The organism is Nocardia takedensis NBRC 100417 (assembly GCF_000308695.1).
GTDB lineage: Bacteria > Actinomycetota > Actinomycetes > Mycobacteriales > Mycobacteriaceae > Nocardia > Nocardia takedensis.
This window is the reverse complement of record NZ_BAGG01000099.1, coordinates 15199-31598: the sequence shown is the minus strand read 5'-3', so window position 1 is coordinate 31598 and position 16400 is coordinate 15199. Positions and strand designations below refer to the sequence as shown.

The 16400-nt window shown below is 68.9% G+C and carries 21 protein-coding genes; 10 read left to right on the top strand and 11 right to left on the bottom strand.

The features are described 5' to 3' along the window. Nucleotides 1–35 precede the first annotated feature (35 nt). On the bottom strand, nucleotides 36–443 hold the full coding sequence (locus ON30_RS40675) for a hypothetical protein (protein WP_040709517.1): 408 nt from the start codon (nucleotides 441–443) through the stop codon (nucleotides 36–38). A 220-nt stretch (nucleotides 444–663) separates the two neighbouring features. Here ON30_RS40675 and ON30_RS21335 point away from each other — a divergent pair, with 220 nt between their 5' ends. After that, nucleotides 664–1704 (top strand): NAD(P)-dependent alcohol dehydrogenase, encoded by a 1041-nt coding sequence (locus ON30_RS21335; RefSeq protein WP_040709569.1) that lies wholly within the window; start codon nucleotides 664–666, stop codon nucleotides 1702–1704. On the opposite strand, the gene ON30_RS21330 is transcribed toward ON30_RS21335, so the two are convergent. From ON30_RS21330 to ON30_RS40165, 3 genes are read right to left on the bottom strand one after another with little or no spacing between them, the layout of a single operon-like run. Next, nucleotides 1685–1924, bottom strand: coding sequence for a hypothetical protein (locus ON30_RS21330; protein WP_040709515.1), 240 nt, complete (start codon nucleotides 1922–1924; stop codon nucleotides 1685–1687). The genes ON30_RS21335 and ON30_RS21330 overlap by 20 nt on opposite strands. Beyond that, the gene (locus ON30_RS21325) at nucleotides 1921–2418 is read right to left on the bottom strand and encodes a hypothetical protein (protein ID WP_040709514.1); all 498 of its coding nucleotides are present in this window, start codon (nucleotides 2416–2418) and stop codon (nucleotides 1921–1923) included. Before ON30_RS21325 ends, ON30_RS21330 begins: the two co-directional genes overlap by 4 nt. Next, nucleotides 2415–2861: a hypothetical protein gene (locus ON30_RS40165; RefSeq protein WP_169334935.1), complete on the bottom strand. Its 447-nt coding sequence runs from the start codon at nucleotides 2859–2861 to the stop codon at nucleotides 2415–2417. Before ON30_RS40165 ends, ON30_RS21325 begins: the two co-directional genes overlap by 4 nt. Here ON30_RS40165 and ON30_RS37655 point away from each other — a divergent pair, their 5' ends adjacent. The 3 genes from ON30_RS37655 to ON30_RS21305 all read left to right on the top strand — a co-directional run bounded on the left by ON30_RS37655 (nucleotide 2862) and on the right by ON30_RS21305 (nucleotide 4819). Continuing rightward, nucleotides 2862–4082 (top strand): helix-turn-helix domain-containing protein, encoded by a 1221-nt coding sequence (locus ON30_RS37655; RefSeq protein WP_306307391.1) that lies wholly within the window; start codon nucleotides 2862–2864, stop codon nucleotides 4080–4082. Between the two features lie 134 nt (nucleotides 4083–4216). Then, nucleotides 4217–4555: a DUF6247 family protein gene (locus ON30_RS38500; RefSeq protein WP_157183803.1), complete on the top strand. Its 339-nt coding sequence runs from the start codon at nucleotides 4217–4219 to the stop codon at nucleotides 4553–4555. A 9-nt stretch (nucleotides 4556–4564) separates the two neighbouring features. Continuing rightward, nucleotides 4565–4819: a hypothetical protein gene (locus ON30_RS21305; protein WP_051029707.1), complete on the top strand. Its 255-nt coding sequence runs from the start codon at nucleotides 4565–4567 to the stop codon at nucleotides 4817–4819. A 99-nt stretch (nucleotides 4820–4918) separates the two neighbouring features. Here the strand turns inward: ON30_RS21305 and ON30_RS21300 are convergent, their stop codons facing one another. From ON30_RS21300 to ON30_RS40160, 7 genes are all read right to left on the bottom strand, one after another. Continuing rightward, nucleotides 4919–5833 carry a cation diffusion facilitator family transporter gene (locus tag ON30_RS21300; RefSeq protein ID WP_040709510.1) on the bottom strand — a complete coding sequence of 305 codons (915 nt, stop codon included), beginning with the start codon at nucleotides 5831–5833 and terminating at the stop codon, nucleotides 4919–4921. A gap of 97 nt (nucleotides 5834–5930) precedes the next feature. Then, nucleotides 5931–7151 (bottom strand): mannose-6-phosphate isomerase, class I, encoded by a 1221-nt coding sequence (gene manA, locus ON30_RS21295; RefSeq protein ID WP_040709509.1) that lies wholly within the window; start codon nucleotides 7149–7151, stop codon nucleotides 5931–5933. Next, nucleotides 7151–8371 carry a hypothetical protein gene (locus tag ON30_RS21290; RefSeq protein WP_040709508.1) on the bottom strand — a complete coding sequence of 407 codons (1221 nt, stop codon included), beginning with the start codon at nucleotides 8369–8371 and terminating at the stop codon, nucleotides 7151–7153. The genes manA and ON30_RS21290 overlap by 1 nt, the downstream gene beginning before the upstream one ends. Before the next feature lie 115 nt (nucleotides 8372–8486). Continuing rightward, entirely contained in the window at nucleotides 8487–9863 is a 1377-nt protein-coding gene (locus tag ON30_RS21285; RefSeq protein ID WP_040709507.1) for a phosphomannomutase/phosphoglucomutase, read from the bottom strand. A gap of 74 nt (nucleotides 9864–9937) precedes the next feature. Next, nucleotides 9938–10318, bottom strand: coding sequence for a DUF3499 domain-containing protein (locus tag ON30_RS21280; RefSeq protein WP_083911577.1), 381 nt, complete (start codon nucleotides 10316–10318; stop codon nucleotides 9938–9940). A 105-nt stretch (nucleotides 10319–10423) separates the two neighbouring features. Beyond that, complete coding sequence (locus ON30_RS21275; protein ID WP_169334933.1) at nucleotides 10424–10903, bottom strand: metallopeptidase family protein; 480 nt, start codon at nucleotides 10901–10903, stop codon at nucleotides 10424–10426. Between the two features lie 94 nt (nucleotides 10904–10997). Then, nucleotides 10998–11231: a WhiB family transcriptional regulator gene (locus ON30_RS40160; RefSeq protein ID WP_040709504.1), complete on the bottom strand. Its 234-nt coding sequence runs from the start codon at nucleotides 11229–11231 to the stop codon at nucleotides 10998–11000. A gap of 511 nt (nucleotides 11232–11742) precedes the next feature. Here ON30_RS40160 and cofD point away from each other — a divergent pair. The 6 genes from cofD (at nucleotide 11743) to ON30_RS21235 (ending at nucleotide 16392) form a co-directional block, all read left to right on the top strand. Continuing rightward, complete coding sequence (gene cofD, locus ON30_RS21260) at nucleotides 11743–12720, top strand: 2-phospho-L-lactate transferase (RefSeq protein WP_083911576.1); 978 nt, start codon at nucleotides 11743–11745, stop codon at nucleotides 12718–12720. Beyond that, nucleotides 12714–14063: a coenzyme F420-0:L-glutamate ligase gene (locus ON30_RS21255; RefSeq protein ID WP_051029704.1), complete on the top strand. Its 1350-nt coding sequence runs from the start codon at nucleotides 12714–12716 to the stop codon at nucleotides 14061–14063. The genes cofD and ON30_RS21255 overlap by 7 nt, the downstream gene beginning before the upstream one ends. Beyond that, nucleotides 14060–14578, top strand: coding sequence for an NUDIX hydrolase (locus tag ON30_RS21250; protein WP_040709500.1), 519 nt, complete (start codon nucleotides 14060–14062; stop codon nucleotides 14576–14578). The genes ON30_RS21255 and ON30_RS21250 overlap by 4 nt, the downstream gene beginning before the upstream one ends. Before the next feature lie 208 nt (nucleotides 14579–14786). Then, nucleotides 14787–16043, top strand: a complete 1257-nt coding sequence (locus ON30_RS21245; RefSeq protein ID WP_040709562.1) for an alkane 1-monooxygenase — start codon at nucleotides 14787–14789, stop codon at nucleotides 16041–16043. Beyond that, nucleotides 16040–16210 (top strand): rubredoxin, encoded by a 171-nt coding sequence (locus tag ON30_RS21240; RefSeq protein ID WP_040709498.1) that lies wholly within the window; start codon nucleotides 16040–16042, stop codon nucleotides 16208–16210. Before ON30_RS21245 ends, ON30_RS21240 begins: the two co-directional genes overlap by 4 nt. Continuing rightward, nucleotides 16210–16392, top strand: a complete 183-nt coding sequence (locus ON30_RS21235; protein WP_040709496.1) for a rubredoxin — start codon at nucleotides 16210–16212, stop codon at nucleotides 16390–16392. Before ON30_RS21240 ends, ON30_RS21235 begins: the two co-directional genes overlap by 1 nt. Nucleotides 16393–16400 lie beyond the last annotated feature (8 nt).

The following is a 16400-nucleotide window of genomic DNA, read 5'->3' as shown; positions in this document are numbered from 1 at the left end:
GCGATGTTCCGGATGTGTCGTGTCCTGCGTGCGACTCAGGCGGTCGCGGCGGCCCGACGGCGGAGGTAGGGGCGGGCGAGCATGGGGAGGCCGGAGACCAGGAGGCCCAACAGCGGGAGCAGGGGCAGGTAGGAGACCCAGACGATCGGGTCCGGGAGGGACAGCGCGACCACGGTGGCCAGGACGGTGATCGCGAAGACCGAGGCAGACCAGCGGTGCAGGACCCGCTGCCAACCGGTCGCGCGGGTCGTGGCGGGGCGACGCAGCGCGGTCACCAGGATCGGCAGGCCGGTGCCCAGCAGCAGGAGCAGGGGCGGGATGGGCAGGTAGGACAGCCAGACCGGTCCGCCGACGGCCAGGCCGACGATCGTGATCAGCAGCGCCGCCAGGAAGACGAGCGCGAGCCACCGGTGCGCCCGACGGGTCCGCGGGGTGGTTGCCATGGTGTTCTCCTCGAAGGCCGTGGGTTGCCGGCTCGGTGCCGGTGTCGTCCTCGACGCTAGACCGACCCCCTGACCTGCGCTTCTCGATTCCTGATCGGTTCGCCCGGGTGGTGGCGGCCACCGTGTTCCCGAGTCCCGACCGTCGCGAGGCGCGGGTGGCTACACTCGAACCCGGGCGTGTGCTGAATATTTGCCAAAACACCACCGCGGAGGTATGGCGATGAAGGCTCTCCAGTACCGGACCATCGGCGCGGCCCCGGAAGTGGTCACCGTGCCCGACCCGGAACCCGGACCGGGGCAGGTGCTGCTGAAAGTCACCGCCGCGGGCGTGTGCCACTCCGACATCGCGGTGATGTCCTGGCCCGAGAGCGAATTCCCGTACGAACTGCCGCTCACCCTCGGCCACGAAGGCGCGGGCACCGTGGCCGCACTGGGCGACGGGGTGACCGAATTCGCCGTCGGCGACGACGTCGCCGTCTACGGCCCGTGGGGCTGCGGCACCTGCCATCCGTGCGCGGCGGGACGCGAGAACTACTGCCTGCGCGCCGCCGAACTCGGCATCAACCCGCCCGGCTTGGGTGCGCCCGGAGCCATCGCCGAATACCTGATCGTCGACAACCCCCGGCACCTGGAACCGCTGAACGGTCTCGACCCGGTCAGCACCGTGCCGCTGACCGACGCCGGCCTCACCCCGTACCACGCCATCGTCCGCTCGCTGCCGAAACTGGTGCCAGGTTCGACCGCGGTGGTCATCGGCGCGGGCGGGCTCGGCCATGTTGCTATCCAGTTGCTGCGCGCGCTCACGCCCGCCAGGGTCATCGCCGTCGACCTCGCCGAGGACAAACTCGACCTCGCGCGCACCGTCGGCGCGCACGAGACCGTCACCTCCGACGACAAAGCCGCCGACCGGATCAAAGCACTCACCGACGGACGCGGCGCGACCGCCGTGTTCGACTTCGTCGGCGCACCCCCCACCACCGCGACCGCCGCGGCCGCGGTGGCGATGGAGGGTGACGTGACCATCGTCGGCATCGGCGGCGGCACGGTCCCCGTCGGATTCGGCGCACTGCCGTTCGAGGTGACCGTGACCGCGCCCTACTGGGGCACCCGCCCGGAACTGCGCGAAGTGCTCGACCTCGCGCGGGCCGGTTCGGTGCGGGTGCACGTGGAGACCTTCGGCATGGACGAGGCGCCGTTGGCCTACGAACGCCTGCACAGCGGCAAGATCAACGGGCGCGCGGTCATTCTTCCGAATGGGTAGTCGTCGCCGCGAGATACAGCCGCTCGTTCGGTAATCGCGGATAGCTCGCCCCGTCCTCGAGCGGCAGGATCGCCGCCGCGTCGACGTAGTGGCGGCAGTGGTGTTCGTCCACCAGTCCCGTCGCCGCCGACCGGCACGCCAGATACTCGAAACGCAAGCCGTGCAGGAAGATCGACAGCCGCACATCCGGTTCGTGCGGTCGCGGCGACACCTCGTTCACAGCTCACCCGCCTGCGGCGACACCCACGTGGCCCCGGCCGCGACACACCGCTTCGCCGCCTCCAACACGACCATCCCCGAAGGACGGAACGCGCTGTGCGCGGCCGTGATCCACGCCCGATACACCGGATCGCTGTCCGCCGGAGACGGCAACGCGATCACCCCGCCCTCGCGGATCAACCGGACACCCGCGCGCGGCAACGCGCCGAACTCCGGTAGTCGGGTCGCCGGAATGTCGGAACGCATCAAGAACGTCCACGTCGCGCTGCGCGGATGCGAGACGATCGGACCGCCGCCGTCGCCGTGCCGTTCCAGATCGAGACGTACCCGATTGCCCAGCTCGGACGGCATCATCAGCCCCCAGACGAACCCGGCGCGGAAGGTGATCCCGCCGTGGCGCGGATCGAGGACGGCCGGTAGCCCGCACACCTTGCGGTAGTACTCGCAGCGGGCGCGCGGTGTGTCGGCGAACCCGACCGACTCCGAGCCGATCATCGTCGCTCCGCGCCGACACAGGCCGACAGCATGTCGAGCACGACGTCGGTCGACGGCCGTGACGGCCCGCTGACCGGGACCACCCAGCCGCGCGTGTACTCCACGCCCGAGGGCAGCCGGACCGGTTCACCGGGGCGGACCAGCCGCGAATCCGTCACGCGCAGTAGCTCGTCCAACCCTTCGGTGTCGTCGCCGTCGCGGGCCCCGGTGAGGAAGGTCAACTTGCGCAACGGATGCCACAGCACCGGACAGCCGATGCCGAACTCGCGCAGCCGTTCGGCGAGTCGATAACCCCAATACTCGCCGGTCGTCAGCGCGTTCAGGTTCCCGCCGGTGCTCACGGCGAGACGATTGTCGGAATCGACGTACACCGGCAACGCTCCGACGGTGCGCAAGTAGTGGCACCGGTGCAGAACTTCGTCGGGCACGGTCGATGCGGTCATATGACCCCCTGGAAAAGTGTGTGGTGTAGTGTGCGCCGCGGCCCCGCTTTTCCCGATGGCGACGTGGAAGCGGGTGGCGGTTCACGAGTGGATGTGTGGAACCGCTTGCACCGGGCGCTTATTCAGCAGACCACCCGAACGGGCGGATATGAAGGCGTTCCGGACCGTATTCGGCGAAATATTCTTCTCGGTTCCAGTTGGAATGTGTGGCGCGTTCCAATTGGAACCGCGATTTCGGAAGGGGTCCAGAAAATGGGGGCAAGTTCGACGCTGCCTCGTCGCCTGCTCGGTCGTGAGCTCTATCGGCTCCGGGAAGCGGCCGGCGTCACCATGGAGGAGGCGAAAGCCTCGATCTCCGTGGGGAAACAGACAATCTGGCGCATGGAGACCGGACAACCGGTGCGCCTACGGCTCATCGATGTCGAACGGCTGTGCCAGACCTACGGCGCGGATCAGCGCAAGACTGCCGCGCTGTTGAAACTCGCCGAAGCGGCGCAGGGAAATGGCGAATGGCATGCCTTCGACGAGGCGTTCCCCGAACGTTTCGACCCCTTCGCCGCACTGGAACAGGAAGCGCATCGGCTGATGTCCTACCAGTCCTTGCTGATTCCCGGTCTGTTGCAGACCCGGGAATATCGCCGCGAAGTGATCTGGACCGAACTCCCGCACGCCGACACCGCCGAGATCGAGTCGCGCATCGAGGATTTCGAGCGCCGCAAGCAGCGTCTGGTGGACCGGGACGATCCCGTCGAACTCACCGTGGTGGTGGACGAAGCGCAACTGCGCCGACCCATCGGCGGACCGCGGATCATGGCGGCCCAACTCCGTCATCTCGCCGAGGTCGGCGAACTGCCCAACGTGTCGATCCGGGTGCTGCCCGCCACGACCGGAATGCACCTCGGTCTGATCTCGAACGCGTTCGTCCTGATGGAGTTCCCCCGCCACCCCCGCCCCTACCTGACCGAACCGCCCATCACCTTCGTCCAGTGCTACACCGGCGGCCTCTACCTCGAACAGCACGCCGCCGTCACCCTCTACCGCCGGGCCTACACCCGCCTGCACCACATGGCCCTCGACGAACCCGCCACCCGCACCCTGCTCACCGCCATCGCCGAAGAACTCGCCACCCTCCCCGACCCACCCCGCCCCCGCCACCACCCCGACCTCGACCTCTACGACCCCCTCCCCGACTTCGGCCCCACCGCCCTCGACCCCGAATGACACCCATGCCCCAGCCCTCCGCCAAGCGCGGGTTCCGACTGCCCATTTCGTCGCGCGCCGACCGCTCCGCCCCCGCCGCACACCGCGCCCACCAGCCGAGATCCGATGAATTCGCGCTGGGATACACTATCGGCATGGCCTCTCCGGAGTCGTCCAGGTCGACAGCGCACCCCGCGTGGGTGGCGGGCTCGACTCCGCGTGCCATCCACGATGCCCTGGTCGAACCGGAGCGCGCGGAATTCGTGCGCCGCTACGGCGAGGAGATGTCCGCGGCCGCCCAGTCGCTGGACCTGACCGGTGTTCTCGCCGTGCTGGCCACCTTCCGGCAGATCGCCGAGACCACGCTCCGGCACGGCCCCGAAGCACACACGCGGATGTTGGATCAGGTTCGCGACTTGCGAGCCGGACACACCGTGGTCACCACGGGCGCGGCCGAACATCGGGCGCGGATCGATGCCGCGCTCGACCGGTAGCGGACCGGGGTGTACCGCTACGAAATAGTCGCCGACGCGCTCGAACAGGTCGACGGACTCCCTGCTGCCGCGCTGACCGACTATGCGGAACTCATAGCCTTCCTGGAGTTGACGCCGTGGGAAGGACCGCCCTATCGGGATGACAGCCCCGACAGCGATATGCGTCGAATGGTCTTCGGCCGCGGCAACGAAGGCTTGGTCGTCTACGTGATCCTCGATCGGGATCGCCGTGTGGTGGTCGTCAGCGTGACATGGATCGGTTGAGCTTGCCCTCGGCAGGCTATCCGGTGTCAGTTCACCGAAAGTCGAAGGCCCCCAGCGCGTCTCCGCCGTGGGGGCCGATCGCCGCGTGGGCGGGGCCGCTTACTTGTCGGTGCGGTAGAGGTCGGGTTCGAGGTAGATGACTCGGGCGGCGGGGACGGCGGCGCGGACTCGGGTTTCGGCGGCGTCGATGGCCGTGGCGATGGCGGCTATGTCGAGGTCGGGGACGAAGGCGAGTTTGGCGGCCACCAGGATCTCCTCCGGGCCCAGGTACTGGGTCTTGAGGTGGATGACGCGGTCGATGTGCTCGCCGTCGACCAGGTTCTCGCGGATCAGGCGGTCCTCGTCGGGGGTGGCGCCCTCGCCGATCAGCAGGCTCTGCATCTCGATGATGAGGATGATCGCGATGACGCCGAGCAGGGCGCCGATGGCCAGGGTGCCGATACCGTCCCAGACCGGGTCGATGAGGATCGACAGGCCGACGCCGACGAGGGCGAAGATCAGGCCGATCAGCGCGCCGGTGTCCTCGAGCAGCACCACGGGCAGTTCGGGGCTGCGTGAGGAGCGAATGAACCGCCACCAACTGCTGTTGCCCTTGAGCGGCCGCGATTCCTTGACGGCGGTGGCGAAGCTGAAGGTCTCCAGGCCGATGGCGATGACCAGGATCACCACGGCCACCAGCGGCGAGGTCAGGTCCTCGGGGTGCTGGATCTTGTGGATGCCTTCGTAGATGGCGTAGATCGAGCCGAGGGTGAACAGCACCAGCGCCACGATGAAGGAGTAGAAGTAGCGGTTGCGGCCGTAGCCGAACGGGTGCAGCGCGTCGGCTTCCTGTTCGGCGCGTTTCTGGCCGAGCAGCAGCAACCCCTGATTGGAGGTGTCGGCCACCGAGTGCACGGCCTCGGCCAGCATCGAGGCCGAACCGGTGATCGCCGCACCGACGAACTTGGCCACCGCGATACCGGCGTTCGCCCCCAACGCGGCGATGATCGCCTTCTTGCCGCCACCAGCAGACATGGGTCGGATGTCCTCTCTCGTTCCACCGAAAATATGCCGCGTCCCCCGCGGAGTTCCCGCCTACGCTACTGCGAAATCCCGGCGACGCCGGATCGAATCAGTGCGAGCCGCCGACGCAGGCGCAGAAGAACTGCGCCGGACCGTCCACCGCCTGCGCGCGAATATCGCTGTCGGCCGCGGAGATCCAGGCCGCCGCGCCGCGCTCGAGCACCAGCGTCGCCCCGTCGTGTAGCAACCGCACCGTGCCGGAGGTGACGAGCACGATTCCGGGCCCGTCGTGCAGCGGCACCTGCGCCGATCCGGCGGTCAGGTCGAAGCGGTGCAGCGCGAACTCCGGTGCGGGGGTGCGGTAGCGCACCGATCCGTCGCCGGCGGGTTCGGGCAGGATGACCGGCAGGTCGATGGGCTCGAAATCCAGCACCCGCAGCAGTTCCGGCACGTCGACGTGTTTGGGGGTGAGCCCGCCGCGCAGGACGTTGTCGGAGTTGGCCATGATCTCGACGCCGAGGCCGCGCAGGTAGGCGTGCAGGTTGCCCGCGTCCAGGAACAGCCCCTGCCCGGGTTCGAGGGTGAGCCGGTTCAGCAGCAGCGCCGCGAGCACGCCCGCGTCACCGGGGTAGGCCTCGGCCAGTTCGAGGGTGGTCCGCGCTTCCGCGGTGAACAGTCGGTCGCCCTTGGCCGACAGGTAGCGCACGCACCCGTCCAGGACTCCGGGCAGCAGTGTGGCCAGCACGTTCTGCGGCAACGTGATCCAGGTCGTGAACAGGGTGCGCAGCCCCGCCGAATCGGGTTGCGCGGCGAGCAGGTCGGCGTAGGAGTTCAACTGCGGGACGTCCAGCGCGCGCAGCAGTTCCACCGTGCGCAGCGGGTCGCGGAATCCGGCCAGCGCCTCGAACCGGTCCAGCGCGACGACCAGTTCCGGTTTGTGGTTGTCGTCGCGATAGTTGCGCATCGGCGACTCCACCGGCACGCCGGCCCGGTTCTCCTGCTCGAACCCGTGGCGCGCCTGCGCGGCGCTGGGATGGGCCTGCAACGACAGCGGCTCCTCGGCGGCGAGGATCTTCAGCAGGAACGGCAGCTTGCCCCCGAATTCGGGTGCGGCGGCGCCCAGTTCCCGGTCGGGGTCGCCCGCGACCAGATCCAGCAGCGACCTCGTCGCGCCGCCGTCGACCCGCACGTGCGCGGGGTCGGCGGGGTGCGCGCCGAACCACAGTTCGGCCTCGGGATGGGCCGAGGGAACCGGCCTGCCGCACAACTGAGCGAGCGCGGTGCGCGAACCCCAGGCGTAGGAGCGCAGTGCACCAACGAGTTCGTGCACTAGTAGCGTCCCCCGTCGTACCGGTCGTCGGTGGGGGCCGCGCCGCCGCGCGCTCCGATCAGCCGGAGGTAGGCGGCGGCCATCTCGATTCTGAGCGCGAGCACGGCCAATTGCTCCAGTTCGGTGCTGTGGGTGGCCGATCCGGGCAGCGGCGCACCTGTTTCGTCGACCCGCGCCGGGGTGGGGCCCGCCGGATCGCTGAGCGTGTTCTGCAACAGGTCCACGTCGGCGCCGACGAGGTCGGCGTCGACCAGGCCGGAGCCGCCGCCGAACACCGCGAGCCTGCGCCGCGCGGCGGCCAGGTCGGGGTCGGTGCTGAGCACGAAGATCCGCATCCGTTCGACCGGGGCGGGTCCGTCGAGTTCCTCGTCGTGGAACAGCGGATCGAAATCGGGGGCGGACCCGCCCGCCGCGTCGAGCATGACACCGTGCGCGGCGACCGCTTCGTGCAGGTCGACGGCACTGGCGACCCGACCCGCCGCGCGCAGCAGCACTTCGGCGCCGTGCTCGGCCAGTTCCGCGGTGGCCGGGGAATCACCCGCGAAGACGACCCCGTGCTGCTGCATCCGCGCCGCCAGGGTCTTGGCGGGATTGTGGAAGACCTCGTTCTGCGGGGAGTCGCGCAGCGCTTCGGCGTCGAGGACGTCGGCCAGTGCCGTCAGGTCGGGGACGATCGCGCCCGAGCGGGTCGGGTCGATCGCGCGCAGGACCGCGATGACGGCCGCGAGATAGCGCAGCAGTCGGTTGTGGTCCAGGACCCGCACCCGGGGCTCCAGCAGTGCCGTGTGTCTGCCGACGGCGGTGCGCAGCGGCCCTTCCAGCGGCGCGGCGATCACCACTTCGGCCCCGCGGCGCTGCGCGCGGTCGACGGCTTCGATCAGGCGCGGGTCGCCCGCGTCGTCCCCGGCGACGACCACGACGTCGAGCGGGCCGACCCAGGGCGGCAACGCGGGGGAGGGCACGATCGGCAGCCCCGCCCGTTCCCCGAGCGCGGCCACGAGCACGCCCGCCGCGCGGGTGGCCCGGCCGGGCCCGGTGACCAGCACGAGGCTGCGGGGCGTGAGATCGGCGAGTCGGGCGAGCGCGTCCTCGCCGACGGCGGCCGCGGTGGCGCGCACCTGGGCTCCGCCGGAGGCCGCCGAACGCAGAACGCCGCCGCTGTCGGCCGCTTCCAGCGAAGCGGCGTCATCGAGGTCCAATACCGGAGTTCCAGCGATCATCGGGCGTCCCACCTCCCCTCATCGCGCTGTGGGTGATCCGGCCCTGGGGATACCCGGATCGTGCGCGACGAGCCCAGGTCGGGCGAATCCACTGTCTGTGATTCCACTATTCCAGTCAGGAGCGGACGATGCTCAGGATCTCGGTCACGAGTGCGTCTACTTCCTCCTGCGATCGGGCTTCGACGTTCAACCGCAGCAGTGGTTCGGTGTTGGACGCGCGCAGGTTGAACCAGGCGTCCTCGGCCAGTTGCACGGTGACGCCGTCGAGCCGGTCCACGGCGACGGCGCGGTTCTCGAAGGCTTCCAGGACCGCCATCGTCCGCTCCTTCGCGTCCGCGACGGTGGAGTTGATCTCGCCGGAGGCGGCGTACTTCTGGTAGGCGGCCATGAGTTCGGAGACCGGGCGGTCCTTCTCGCCCAGCGCGGCCAGCACGTGCAGCGCGGCCAGCATGCCCGAATCGGCGCCCCAGAAATCGCGGAAGTAGTAGTGCGCGGAGTGCTCGCCGCCGAACACCGCGCCCGTGGCCGCCATCTGCTGCTTGATGAAGGAATGACCGACGCGGGTGCGCACCGGGGTGCCGCCGAGCTGTTCGACCAGTTCGGGCACCGCGCGCGAGGTGATCAAGTTGTGGATGACCGTCGCGCCCGGCTCCTTGGCCAGTTCGCGTTCGGCGACCAGCGCGGTGATGGCCGAGGGGGAGACCGGGTCACCCTTCTCGTCCACCACGAAGCAGCGGTCGGCGTCGCCGTCGAAGGCCAAGCCGATGTCGGCGCCGCTGCGGCGCACCAGTTCTTGCAGATCGACCAGGTTCGCCGGGTCCAGCGGGTTGGCCTCGTGGTTGGGGAAGGCGCCGTCGAGCTCGAAGTAGAGCGGGACGACGGTGATCCCGGCCAGGACGCCCAGCACCTCGGGCACGGTGTGCCCGCCCATGCCGTTGCCCGCGTCGACCGCGACCTTCAGCGGACGCAGCCCGTCGAGGTTCACCAGGCCGCGCAGGAACGTCGCGTAGTCGGCGAGCAGGTCGACCTCGGTGGCCGTGCCGCGCGACCCCTCGTACTCGGGGACGCCCGCGACGACTTCGCCCGCGATGGCCGCGAGCCCGGTGTCCTGGCCGACCGGCAGCGCGTTGGCCCGGCACAGTTTGATGCCGTTGTAGCGGGCGGGGTTGTGGCTGGCGGTGAACATCGCGCCGGGACAGCCGAGGTGACCGGAGGCGAAGTAGAGCTGATCGGTGGAGGCGAGGCCGATGTGGACGACGTCGAGGCCCTGTCCGAGCACGCCTTCGGCGAAGGCGGCGGCCAGTTCGGGCGAGGAGTCGCGCATGTCGTGCCCGATCACCACGCGGGTCGCGCCCTCGCCGCGCATCAGGCGGGCGAAGGAGGCTCCGACATCGCCGACGAAGCGCGCGTCGATCTGCTCGCCGACGACGCCGCGGACGTCGTAGGCCTTGATCACCGCGTTCACGAATTCGGCAGAGCGCGTGGCTGTCATGGGCACCACCCTAGTGGCTGTCTCCGACGACGCCGACGGGGTCCTACCTCCGACCGTTGCGCCGGGAGGGCCGCTCAGCTCGGCGGGTCGGGGAGCACCCGCAGATGGCCGCGCCTGCCGGTCCTGGCGGCGCGCTGCGGCGGCGGGGCGTAGTCGCGGTAACCGCGCTGGTCCGGTTCCGGCGGACGCCTGCGCATACCGGCCTCGCGCACGGCCTCGGCCAGCGCCGTCAGGTCGTCGTCATCCGGTGTGCTGGAGGAGAATCCACCCTCGTGGCGTACCATGTCCCAGCCCTTGGGGGCGGTGATGCGGGAGGCGTGGGTCTCGCACAGATCCCAGGAGTGCGGTTCGGCGACGGTGGCCAGGGGCCCCACCACGGCCGTCGAGTCCGAGTACACATACGTGAGCGTCGCGACGGCCGGATTCTTGCAGCCTGGTCGGCAACAACGACGCATGGGGATCACGCGGATGAGAGTAACCCCCCTGGCGTGCGGACGCGGCCAGACACGCGGTAAAAGGGGTGAGGCTCACGTCTTTCGGGCGTCGCGAGGGCCGCGGACTCAGCTCGGTTCGGGGTCGATGAGATCGGGGTCGACGCCGAGGTAGGTGGCGATCTGCTGGACCAGGACGTCGCGCAGCAAGTCGACGAGGTCGTCGGGATCGCTGGCGCGCAGTTCCAGCGGCTTGCGGAACAGGACGACCCGGGCACGGGTGGCCGCGCCGTGCCGGTCGACCCCGGCGGGGACGAGGCGGGACAGCGGGACGGGACCGTCGGCCACCACCTCGTCCGGCCAGGTGACCGAATCGGGGTGCAGCGGGCGGATTTTGGGGACGTCGTCCACGGCGATGTCGAGTTTGGTGAGCCGGTCGTGCCAGCGGCTGTCGAGCGGGGCGAAGGCTTCGAGCACCAACCGGTCGAACTGCTGGCTCCTGGTCCGCCACGCGGGGACGGTGTCGGGCAGCATGGGGCCGCGCACGCCGCGACCGCGGCGGATCACAGACCGCGCGGTCGGTGGTCGTCGATTGCGTGAGCGAGCCATGTGACGAATCTATGTCATGGCGCGGGCGCCGGGTGCACGGGCGCGGGGTGAACGCGCACCGACCTCTCGGGGAGGTCGGTGCGGTTCGGGTCGGTCAGCCGATGCCGCGCTTGAGGCGGCGGCGCTCCCGTTCGGAGAGCCCGCCCCAGATGCCGAAGCGCTCATCGTGCGCGAGCGCGTATTCGAGGCATTCGTCGCGCACCTCGCAGCCCAGGCAGATCCGTTTCGCCTCTCGGGTCGAGCCGCCCTTCTCGGGGAAGAACGCCTCCGGATCGGTCTGCGCGCACAGGGCGCGTTCCTGCCACTGTTCCTCGATGGACTCGAACATTTCGTCGAACCCCGTCACGATCAGGCTGAGCCGCGGTGTCGAGTTGTCCTCACCCGCGCCCTCCCGTTCGATTCGGCCGATGTCTGCGCAGACGCCACGAGCTGCGCCTGCTGTGGAATCGGTTGGCGTGACCATATCGTCGGCCATCGCTCCGCCTCCTCACTGTGTGTTAGCGCAGAATGATTCTTTCCGTCGGACCAACACGGACACCGACGGCCCTACCCCGCGACGTTGTCCCGCGGACATCCCCGAACTCGTCTTCCGGTGCGAACATGCGTTCGAAAACGTGTTCACGCCAGGAACTCTCGCGCGAACCCGGAATGACATGTCTGTGATTAGACACGCCGGGTGGGACGATGGTCAAGCTACCGACACTATTCCGTTACTATCCGCCGTCGATTTCTCTGTTGATCTTGTCCTCGGAATAGCAAATGAACAGCAAATATAAGGTGAACGCCATACGTTCGGGCAGCGCATAGGCTGTGTCGATGTGACTGGACAACAAGCGGACATCGCGCCCGCGCGCGGACCCCGGATCGCCGTCCTGGTCGGCGGCGTCGGCGGCGCGCGCTTCCTGCAAGGGGTGCGGGAACTGCTGCCCGAAGCCGAGGTTTCGGCGATCGTCAATGTCGGCGACGACGTGTGGATGCACGGCCTCCGAATTTGCCCCGACCTCGATACCTGCATGTACACGCTGGGTGACGGTATCGATACCGAACGGGGGTGGGGTCGGGTCGACGAAACCTGGCACGCCAAAGAGGAGCTGTCTCGATATCACGCGCGGCCGGACTGGTTCGGACTGGGTGACCGCGATATCGCGACCCATCTGATTCGCACCGAAATGTTGCGTGCCGGGTACCCGCTTTCCGCTGTCACCGAAGCCCTGTGCAATCGCTGGCAGCCCGGTGTGAAACTCATCCCGGCAACCGATGATCGATGTGAAACGCATGTTGTTGTGAGTGATCCGGAGAACTCCGGCGAACGTCGCGCGATCCATTTCCAGGAGTGGTGGGTTCGATACCGAGCGAACATCGAGACCCATGGATTCGCCACAATCGGGGCCGAAGACGCCAAGCCGGCACCGAATGTGATCGATATCATAGCTACGGCTGATGCGGTCCTGCTGGCCCCCTCGAACCCCGTCGTCAGCATCGGCGCGATACTGGCGGTGCCCGGAATCCGCGGCGCGTTGCGCACCACGTCGGCCAAGGTGATCGGGGTCTCCGGGGTGATCGACGGCAGGCCGCTGCGCGGGATGGCCGACGAATGCCTGTCGGTGATCGGCGTCGAGACCACCGCCGAGGCCATCGGTCGCCACTACGGGGCGCGCACCGGCACCGGGATCCTGGACGGCTGGCTGATCCACAGCACCGACACCGCCGAGGTGCCCGGCGTCGAGGTGCGTAGCGTTCCACTGTTGATGACCGATCCGCCCACGACCGCCGAGATCGTGCGTGAGGCGCTGGACCTGGCAGGGGTGACATGGTGACCGTTCCGACCGATCATGCCGCGACCGAACTGCGCATACTCCCGATCACCGGGCTACCGGAGTTCCGGCCCGGTGACGATCTCGCCGAGCGGGTCGCCGAGGCCGCGCCGTGGCTGGTCGACGGCGACATCCTGGTGGTCACCAGCAAGATCGTGGCCAAAGTGGAGGGGCGGGTGGTGACGGCTCCGCTCGATCCCGAGGAGCGCGACACCGCGCGCCGCGCGCTGGTCGACCAAGAGGCGGTGCGGGTGCTCGCCCGCAAGGGCCGCACGCTGATCACCGAGAACAAACTGGGCATCGTGCAGGCCGCCTCCGGGGTGGACGGCTCCAATGTCGAACAGGGCGAGTTGGTGCTGCTGCCCAGCGATCCCGACGCCAGCGCCAAAGCGCTGCGGCGCGCGCTGGCCGAACGGTTGGGCGTGCGGGTGGCGGTGGTCGTCACCGACACCATGGGCCGGGCTTGGCGCAACGGGCAGACCGACGCCGCGATCGGCGCGTCCGGGTTGCGCGTGCTGCACGACTACGACGGCGCGGTCGACGGGCAGGGTAACGAACTGCACGTCACCCAGGTCGCGATCGCCGACGAACTCGCGGCCGCGGCGGATCTGGTCAAGGGCAAACTCGGCGGGGTGCCGATCGCGGTGGTGCGCGGCCTGCCGGTGGTCGATGACGGGTCCAGCGCCGCGGATCTGCTGCGCCGCGGCGTGGAGGACCTGTTCTGGCTGGGCACGGCCGAGGCCATCGAGAAGGGGCGCGGCGAGGCGCTGCGCCTGCGTCGCTCGATCCGGCAGTTCGCCGACACCCCGGTCGAACCGGAGCGCATCCGGTCTGCGGTGGCGACGGCGTTGACCGCGCCCGCCCCGCATCACACCAGGCCGGTGCGGTTCGTGTGGTTGCGCACGCCCGAGGTGCGCGCCCGACTGCTGGCGGCCACGACGGAGAAGTGGCGGGCGGATCTGACCGCCGACGGACTCGATCCGGAACGGGTGGAGCGTCGGATCGCGCGCGGCCGCATCCTGTTCGACGCCCCCGAGGTGATCGTGCCGTTCTGCGTGCCCGACGGCGCGCACGACTATCCCGACGAGCCGCGGCGCGCGGCCGAGCGCACCATGTTCACCGTCGCGGTGGGCGCGGCGGTGCAGGGACTGTTGGTGGCGTTGGCCACCGAAGGCGTCGGCAGTTGCTGGATCGGGTCGACCATCTTCGCCCCCGAGGTGACCCGCGCGGCGCTCGATCTCGACGAGGACTGGAATCCGTTGGGCGCGATCGCGATCGGCTACCCGCTCGAGGAGTTGACGCCGCGTCCGGTGTTCGGTCCCGGCCCGGGGTTGGTCGAACTGTGAGCGCGGAGTCGCTGCACGCCTCGGCGGTCGAGTTGCTCGAGGGCTGGGCGCCGCCCACCGAGTGCGAGTCGGCGCTGCGCGAGGCGTTCCTGGCCTTCTTGGGTTCCGCGCCGCGCGGGTGTCTGCGCGAGCACGCCGCCGGGCACATCACCGCCTCGGCGGTGGTCTTCTCCCACGACGGGAGCGAGGTGCTGTTGACCCTGCATCCCCGGGTGGGACGGTGGATCCAATTGGGCGGGCACTGCGAGCAGGGCGACGAGTCGGTCGCGGCGGCGGCGTTGCGCGAGGCGGTCGAGGAGTCCGGTATCGCCGATCTGGATCTGGACCCCAAGCTCTACGGCGCGCAGGCCCATCCGATCACCTGTTCGCTGGGTGTGCCGACCCGGCACCTGGACCTGCTGTTCCGCATCACCGCGCCGCCGGGCGCGGTGCCGGTGCGCAGCGCGGAGTCGACCGATCTGCGCTGGTGGCCGATCGACGCGCTGCCCGCGGATGCCGGGGTCCTGTTGCGCTGAACCCCGCGTGCCGAGCGAACGGGCCGTATCCCTCATCGGGATGCGGCCCGTTCGCTGTGTCCGGGTCGCTGCCGTCACGGGACGGGAGCGATCGCCCGGCGAAGTTTTACAAATCGGCAAATTTGTCTAGACAGACGACATGATCGGTTCTATTGTCGATTCTAGATGTAATGCGTGTCACACACGCGGTGTGGAAATGGAGACGATGATGTCTACGGATACCGACGCGCCCGGCCGGGAGGCGCGGACCCCCGACTGGCGCGATCGCAAGCGGTACATGTGGCTGTGGGGGCTGTTCGCGCCGACGGGAGTGTTCACCATCGGCCTGCCGCTGATCTGGGGGCTCAACGAACTCGGCTGGCACCGCCTGGCGCAGGTGCCGTTCTGGCTCGGGCCGATCCTGATCTACATCCTGATCCCGATCGCCGACGTCTTCTTCGGACCCGACGGCGACAACCCGCCCGACGAGGTCATGGAGTACCTGGAGAACGACCGGTACTACCGCTACCTGACCTACCTGTACCTGCCGTTCCAGTACGCGACGCTGCTGCTGGCCTGCTACCTCATCACCGCCGACAACGTGAGTTGGCTCGGCATAGACGGCGGACTGCACCTGATCGACAAGATCGGCCTGGCCATCACCGTCGGCATGATCGGCGGCATCGGCATCAACACCGCCCACGAACTCGGCCACAAGAAGGTCCACATGGAGCGGTGGCTCTCCCGGATCGCACTGGCTCAGACGGGCTACGGCCACTTCTACATCGAGCACAACCGCGGCCACCACGTGCGCGTCGCCACGCCGGAGGACCCGGCGAGTTCGCGGGTGGGTGAGACCTTCTGGGGTTTCTGGCCGCGCACGGTGTGGGGGAGTCTGCGCTCCTCCTGGGGATTGGAGAAGACCCGCCTCGAACGCCTCGGCAGCAAGCCGTGGACCTTGCGCAACGAGGTGCTCAGCGCCTGGCTGATGACGGTGGCCCTGTACGCGGTGCTGATCGCGGCGTTCGGCATCGAACTGTTGCCGTACCTGATCCTGCAAGCCGTGGTCGGCTTCAGTTTGCTCGAGGCGGTCAACTACCTGGAGCACTACGGGTTGGTCCGGCAGCGCACCGCCTCGGGACGCTACGAGCGGCCCGCCCCCGTGCACAGCTGGAACAGCGACCACATCGTCACCAACATCTTCCTGTACCACTTGCAGCGGCACAGCGACCATCACGCCTACCCGACCCGGCGCTACCAGACGCTGCGCAGTTGGGACGGCGCGCCGAACCTGCCCAGCGGTTACGCGAGCATGATCATGCTGGCCTACTTCCCGCCGCTGTGGCGTCGGGTGATGGACAAGCGGGTGCTGGCGCACTACGACGGCGACATCACCAAGGCCAATATCCAGCCGAGCAAGCGCGAGCGGGTGCTCGCGCGCTACGGTGCGGGGCGGGCAGGGGCCACCGAGGGAGTCGGGGCGTGAGCGCGTTCCGTTGTCCGGTCTGCGAGTACGTCTACGACGAATCCAAGGGTGAACCGCACGAGGGCTTTCCGGCGGGCACACCCTGGACCGCGGTGCCCGACGACTGGTGCTGCCCGGATTGCGGTGTCCGCGAGAAGATCGACTTCGACCCGGTAGGAGTGGCGTGATGACCGAATACAAGCTGTATCAGTGCGTCCAGTGCGGTTTCGAGTACGACGAGGCGCAGGGCTGGCCGGAGGACGGGATCGCCCCCGGCACTCGCTGGGACGACATCCCGGACGACTGGACCTGTCCCGACTGCGGAGCGGCCAAGGCCGACTTCTTCATGGTCGAGATCGAGCGGTCGTGACGTTTTGA